This window comes from Pseudomonas sp. Sample_9 (genome assembly GCF_004307535.1).
Taxonomy (GTDB): domain Bacteria; phylum Pseudomonadota; class Gammaproteobacteria; order Pseudomonadales; family Pseudomonadaceae; genus Aquipseudomonas; species Aquipseudomonas mercuritolerans.
This window is the reverse complement of the sequence record NZ_RAZO01000398.1, coordinates 1-6,861: the sequence shown is the minus strand read 5'-3', so window position 1 is coordinate 6,861 and position 6,861 is coordinate 1. Positions and strand designations below refer to the sequence as shown.

At 60.3% G+C, this 6,861-nt stretch carries 6 protein-coding genes; 1 reads left to right on the top strand and 5 read right to left on the bottom strand.

Going from position 1 to position 6,861, the window contains the following annotated elements; translation table 11 throughout:
• Window positions 1-1,007: YcaO-like family protein (locus tag D6877_RS22935; RefSeq protein WP_178083738.1), on the bottom strand; the 1,007-nt coding region annotated here is incomplete at its 3' end.
• A gap of 220 nt (window positions 1,008-1,227) precedes the next feature.
• Here D6877_RS22935 and D6877_RS22930 point away from each other — a divergent pair.
• The gene (locus tag D6877_RS22930; RefSeq protein ID WP_130912227.1) at window positions 1,228-3,837 is read left to right on the top strand and encodes an EAL domain-containing protein; all 2,610 of its coding nucleotides are present in this window, start codon (window positions 1,228-1,230) and stop codon (window positions 3,835-3,837) included.
• Window positions 3,838-3,840: 3 nt separating this feature from the next.
• Here the strand turns inward: D6877_RS22930 and cydB are convergent, their stop codons facing one another.
• The 4 genes from cydB to D6877_RS22910 form a co-directional block, all read right to left on the bottom strand.
• The gene (gene cydB, locus D6877_RS22925; protein ID WP_130912226.1) at window positions 3,841-4,842 is read right to left on the bottom strand and encodes a cytochrome d ubiquinol oxidase subunit II; all 1,002 of its coding nucleotides are present in this window, start codon (window positions 4,840-4,842) and stop codon (window positions 3,841-3,843) included.
• A gap of 12 nt (window positions 4,843-4,854) precedes the next feature.
• A complete protein-coding gene (locus tag D6877_RS22920) occupies window positions 4,855-6,228 on the bottom strand; it encodes a cytochrome ubiquinol oxidase subunit I (protein ID WP_130912225.1) in 1,374 nt (457 codons plus the stop codon).
• Window positions 6,229-6,231: 3 nt separating this feature from the next.
• On the bottom strand, window positions 6,232-6,621 hold the full coding sequence (locus D6877_RS22915) for a VOC family protein (protein WP_130912224.1): 390 nt from the start codon (window positions 6,619-6,621) through the stop codon (window positions 6,232-6,234).
• 23 nt (window positions 6,622-6,644) lie between these two features.
• The coding region (locus D6877_RS22910; RefSeq protein ID WP_016774424.1) for a hypothetical protein at window positions 6,645-6,861 on the bottom strand (217 nt) is incomplete at its 5' end.

Sequence of the window (6,861 nt, the reverse complement as noted above, 5' to 3'; positions counted from 1 at the left end):
GCCAAGGTGTTGCCGGCGCTCATGCCGTTGCTCAGGTAGAGGTTTTCGATCAGGTTGGACGGGAAGTACACCACTTCACCGTCCGACTGGCGCACGAACGGCAGCGAGCAGATGCCGCGCTGGGTGTTGCCGGAGTTGGTGTCGTACAGGTGCGAGCCACGCAGTTCGCCGTCGCGGTTGTAAATGCCGAGGGTGTAGTCGTCGAGAATTTCGCTCGGCAATTCGTCTTTCGGCCCCGGCTTGAACCACTTCTCGTCCGGATAATGGACGAATTCGGCGTTGGCGATGTCTTCGCCCCAGAACTGGTCGTTATAGAAGAAATTGCAATTGAGGCGCTCGATGAACTCGCCCAGCGCCGACGCCAGTGCGCCTTCCTTGGTCGCGCCCTTGCCGTTGGTGAAGCACATCGGCGAATGCGCATCGCGAATGTGCAGCGACCAGACGTTGGGCACGATGTTGCGCCACGAGGCGATTTCGATCTTCATGCCGAGGTCGGCGAGGATCTTCGACATGTTGGCGATGGTCTGTCCCAGCGGCAGGTCCTTGCCGGCAATGTAGGTGCCGGCCTGGGAATCGGACTGCGGCATCAACAAGGCCTGGGCATCGGCGTCGAGGTTGTCGACTTCTTCGATGATGAACTCGGGGCCGGTCTGCACCACCTTCTTCACGGTGCAGCGGTCGATGGAACGGAGGATGCCCTGGCGATCCTTGTCCGAGATGTCGGCGGGCAATTCGACCTGAATCTTGAAGATCTGGTTGTAGCGGTTTTCCGGGTCGACGATGTTGTTCTGCGACAGGCGAATGTTCTCTGTCGGAATATTGCGCGTGTCGCAGTACAGCTTGACGAAGTAAGCCGCGCACAAGGCCGACGACGCCAGGAAGTAGTCGAACGGCCCCGGTGCCGAGCCATCGCCCTTGTAGCGAATGGGCTGATCGGCGATCACCGTGAAGTCGTCGAACTTGGCTTCAAGTCGAAGGTTGTCGAGAAAGTTGACCTTGATTTCCATGCGGGATTACCAGAATACGGCTAAACGAATGGCGGCCATTATCCGGTTTTTGTGCGGGAAGTCTCGCCCTTTCGGGATTCGCCGCTGGCCGGCGCTGCTGGAAATTCCAACGGATTCGCTACACTTTGAAAAAATCCAGGCGATACCAATAACAACAATCTGAACATTGTGCGCTCGCCATTGTTCTAGATTCAGAAGACACCGGATCAAGGACGAGCACATGGCCGTTACTCTCCCTGCGCAGCCATTCCCCACCCCGCAACGCGCCGTGACCCGGCGCCTGGCCATCGCCGTTGGCGCACTGTTTGTTGCGGGTGTCATCGCCGCGATCAGCACCTTGCTCGGGATCGCCAATACCCTCGACGCGAAAGACCTGGAACAGAACCAGTTCTATTCCGTGCGCGCCGTGGAAAACCGCGTCACCGCGTCGAAAAACTACATCACCAGTTATGCCTACTGGACCCGCGCCTATGAGGCCTTGAGCGGGCCGATCGACGTCAATTGGGCCTATACCGAACAGAACATGGGCAAGACCCTGTTCACCAGCGACGGCTACGACGGCGTGTTCGTCCTTGACCGAAATCGCACCAAGTACGCGGTGATTCGCGGGCAGATGGTTGAAACCGACGTATCCGGCGTACTGCAAGCGCCCGCCTCGGCGTTGGTCGAGCAGGTGCTGAGTCAGCCTGACCTGACCAAGCCGATCAGTAGCTATTCATTGTTCGAAGGCTGGCCGGCGCTGATCACCGCTGCCGCGATCATTCCCAACGACGAGCGCCCGCTGGATGAACTGAGAAACACCTCGGTGCTGGTGTTCGTCGACAAGCTGACCCCGACCAAACTGCGCAAGATCGGCAGCGGTTATGGCCTGACGAACCTGACCCTGGTCCCGGACGACACCATTGAAAAAGGCCATCCAAGCGTGCCGCTCGACAGCACCGGCTACAGCCTGGTCGCCGACCTGCAACGGCCCGGTCAGCAATTGTTGTGGACGCTGGTGCCACCGCTCGGCGCGACGTTTCTGGTGCTGATGCTGCTGACGGCATACTTTTTCCGCCACGCCCTGCGCTCTTCGCAATACGTCGACAACAGTATTCATGCCATGCAGGCCTCGAATCAGGCCCTGGAAGCCGCCAATCATGCGCTCGAAGCCAGTGAAGAACGCTTTCGCGCCGTGGCCGAAGCGGCGTCGGACTGGATCTGGGAAGTTGATGATCAGTTAGCGCTGACCTATCTGTCGGCACGCTTCAGCGAAGTCACCGGCTACCCGCAAGCCCTGTGGCTGGGCCAGGACATCGGCGAATTACTGACTTGCGACACCACGCCACTGGAGCTGTGGCTGCGCAAACTCAGCGAAGAAAACAGCGCCGGCGATTTGCGCTGCACTTATCGCGATCACTCCGGGCAGCCACGTCACTGCCGGCTCTCGGCGCGGCCGATTTTCGACAAGGACAGCGTCGTCGGCTATCGCGGCACTGCCAGCGATATCACCGACGAAGTCGCCGCCCATGCGCAGATCCAGCACCTGTCGATGCATGACGCCCTGACCGGTCTGCCCAACCGCAACAAACTGGCGCGTTATCTCGACGAGGTCTTGGTGTTGAAGGAACATTCGCCACCGCTGTCGCTGCTGATGATTGATCTGGACAATTTCAAACCGATCAACGATTCCCTCGGCCATCCTGCCGGTGACGCGGTACTCCAGGAAGTCGCCACGCGTCTGCGCGAATGCACCCGCGAACATGACCTCGTCGCCCGCCTCGGTGGTGATGAATTCGTCGTGGTGCTCAATGGCATGGACAGCCATAACGAGATCGACAAATTCTGCACGAGGCTGATCGGCAGCCTGCATCAGCCGATCCTCTACGAACAGCATCCGCTGCATATCGGCGCCAGCATCGGCATCGCCCTGAGTCGTCGACACGGTTTCGTCGCCAGCGATCTGATCCGCTATGCCGACATCGCGCTGTATCAGGCCAAATCCGACGGCAAGAACACCTGGTGCTATTTCGAAGCGCACATGAGCGATCAGATCCAGACGCGCCGGCAAATGGAAGATGACCTGCGCCATGCGCTCAAGCACAACGAATTCGTCCTGCACTATCAGCCGCGCTACAAGGTCGATGGCAAGCACATCGTTTCGGTGGAGGCGCTGGTGCGCTGGCAGCATCCGACCCAGGGCCTGCTCGGGCCGGACGTGTTCATTCCGCTGGCCGAGCAGACCGACCTGATCGTACCGCTGGGCCGCTGGGTGCTGCGCGAAGCCTGCGAAACCGCGCTGGAATGGCCCCATGACATTCTGCTGTCGGTCAACCTCTCGCCTGCGCAGTTCGCCCTCAGCGATGTCGTCGAGGATGTTCGCGAAGTGCTGGTGGAAACGCGTTTCCCGGCCAGCCGCCTGGAACTGGAGATCACCGAGAACGTGATGCTCAACGACACCGATGGCGCGCTGACCACCATGAACCAGCTCAAGGAGCTCGGCGTACGCCTGAACATGGACGACTTCGGCACCGGTTATTCGTCGCTCGGTTATCTGCGCGCCTATCCGTTCGACGGGATCAAGATCGACAAACGCTTCATCGCCTCGATCAGCAGCGGCACCAACGATCGTGCCGTGGTGCAGGCGATCATTGGCTTGGGCAAGGCCATGGGGCTGACGGTGACGGCCGAGGGCGTCGAGACCGAGGAGCAACTGGCGATTCTCGGCAAGGATCAATGCAACGAGGTGCAGGGTTATTTCATGAGTCGGCCGATCGACAAGGCGGCTTTTGCTGATCTGCTACGAGCTTCGCGACTGTCGCTGGTGAGCAAAAAAGGTCGGGTAACGTGAATCTCAACCATCGTTGGCAACGCGCACCTTGCCGCTGAACACGCGGAAACCGAAGGTGTTGTAGGCCAGGGTGATGGGGATCAGCACGGCGAATCCGACCAGCATGAAGATCTGGCTGTTGGGGCTTGAGGCTGCTTCGCTCAAGGTCAGATCCGGCGGAATGATGAAAGGAAATAGCGCGACCAGCATCACCGCAAAAGCCAAGACGAAAATGCCCAGTGCGGCGAACAGCGGGATGAAGTCGAAGCGGCTGTGAAAACCTTTGCTGAATACCCATCCTAGAGCACCAAGGATGAGCCCTGCCGGCAACCACAGCCGAATATCGGCAAGCCGCCGGGCGTATTGCGGCTGCAACGTCGCCGTCCATGCGATCAGCACCAGCAATAACGCCACAACGACCAGCGACAGCACGCGGGCCTCTCGCGCCGAGTGCTGCTGCAGTTCATCAAGGGTGCGCCAGTACAACCAGCACGTCCCCAGCCAGACGTAACCGAGCACCAGCACCAAACCGCAAAACACCGGGAACGGATTCAGCCAGTCGCGGCCATCGCCAATGTACTGACCGCCTTGATGGGCAACGCCTTGCACGAGGGTGCCGAGCACCATGCCCTGGACAAACCCGGTCAGCAGCGAAGCCAGGGCCAACACGCCGTCGACGATGCGCTTGCGTCGCTCGTTCGATGCGTAATCGCGAAACTCCAGCGCCATGGCCCGCGCGATCAAGGCGAGGAACATCACGATAAAAGGCACGTACAAGGCCGGCAGCAAGATCGCATACGCCAGCGGAAACAACGCCAGCAGCCCGCCGCCGCCGAGCACCAGCCAGGTTTCGTTGGCGTCCCACACCGGCAGAATCGACACCGCCATAGCCCTGCGCTGCTTGCTGCAAGGCGTGAGGCCCATGAGCATGCCGACGCCCAGATCGGTGCCGTCGAGCACTACGTAGTTCATCACCGAGAACGCCAGTGCGGCAGCGCACAACAGCGTCAGCCAGTCGGTGTCCATGTCTGCGACTCCTCAGTGCCCGGTTTCGTCGGCAAGGGTGGGCTGCGGCCCGGGTTGATCCTCCTGCGGCGGCTCGCGCAACAGGCGCAGCAACACCCACAGACCGATGCCGAAGATCAACAGATAAAACAGCAGAATCAACCAGGTGGAGCCGACGACTTGAGCCCTCGACACCGATGACAGACTGTCCGCCGTGCGCATTAATCCGTAAACGGTAAACGGCTGTCGCCCCACTTCGGTGACGACCCAGCCGCTGAGCATCGCCAGAAATCCGGCCGGCGCCAGCAGCACGCACGCGCCCAGCCAGCGCCGCGCCGTGTACAGTCGATTACGTCGACGCAGGATCAGGCTGACCACACCCTGCCCAAGCATCAACAGCCCCAGCCCGACCATCAGCCGGAACGCGAAAAACACCGGCGCCACGGGCGGGATGTCCTCAGCCGGAAATTCATCAAGCGCGGCGATGGTGCTGGTCAGGTCATGCTGCAGGTAGAGGGAGCCGATGCGTGGAATGGCGACTTCCCAATGGTTGCGCCGCTCGTCCATATCCGGCCATGCGAACAGGCGCAGTGGCTCCCCTGCCCCTTGAGCCGGGCGCGTCCATGAAGCTTCGATCGCTGCCACTTTCTGCGGCTGCGCTTGCAAACTATGCCGGCCATGCAGGTCCCCGACGACAATCTGCACCGGCATCAGCAGCGCAATCACCCACAGCGCCATGGAAAATTGCAGACGAGCACGCGGGTTTCCCGGGGCCTTGCGCAACTGCCAGGCACTGATCCCGGCAATCAGCGTCGCGCTGCCGATGAACACGGCGAGCAGCATGTGCGCCAGGCGATAGGGAAACGAAGGATTGAAGATGATTGCCCACCAATCCTCGGCGAGGAAACGCCCGTCCGCGCCAATCGAATAGCCGGCCGGGGTTTGCATCCACGAATTGGCAGAAAGAATCCAGAACGCGCTGATCAGCGAGCCCACCGCCACCGCACACGTTGCAAAAAAGTGCAAACGCGGGCCGACCTTCTTCAGGCCGAACAGCATGATGCCGAGAAATCCCGCTTCGATGAAAAACGCCGCCATCACTTCATAGAACATCAGCGGACCGAGGACATCACCGGCCTGCACCGACAACCGCGACCAGTTGAGACCGAACTGATATTCCAGAATCAATCCCGACGCGGTGCCCACTGCGACATTCAGCGCAAACACTTTGAGCCAGTAGCGATAGACATCCAGATAAACCTGGCGCCCGGTCCTCAACCACAACGCTTCCAGCACCATGAGGAAATTCGCCAGACCGATGCTGAACGCCGCCAGCACGATGTGAAAGCTGATCGTGATCGCGAACTGGGCGCGGGCGGCCATCAGGGCCGAATCAACAGGCTCCATCCATCAGCCGCTGTAGAACACAGCAAGCTTGTTGCCTTCGGGGTCGCGCAGATAGGCCACGTAAAAGTCCGGCGTATAGGCCTCGCGAGTGCCCGGCGGTCCTTCATTGCTGCCGCCACTGTCGAGCCCGGCCTTGTGCACCTGATCAACCTTGTGCCGCGAGTCGGCGCGAAACGCCGGCATCATGCCGTTGCCGGGTGTCGCCGGCTCACCATTGAACGGTTTCGAGATGTGCACACTGCCGGGGCCATTGGATTTGTCGACGCAATCGGGCAGGTAAAAACAGTAGTGTTCTTCGCGATCATGCCGGTAGCCAAGCGGCGTCAGGATCGCCTTGTAAAAATCCGCCGAACGCTCGACATCGTTGGCGCCGATAAACAGATAACTGAGCATGGGATCTCCTCCGATGGCAGCTGTCAGCGCTGTGGCTGTTCCTCGTTCAGGGTGAAAACGTTGCCGGCGTCACGCACCAATTGGCGCCATTCGGCACTGGTGATCAGGCCTTGCTCCTCCATCTGATCCGCAGCCTTGAGCAACTCGTCATACTGCTGTTCCGGATCCAGATCGCCCTCGGCCTGCTCCGCCATCCTGCGCCATGCCGCCAGTGATGCCTTCTTTTGCTGATCGAACATA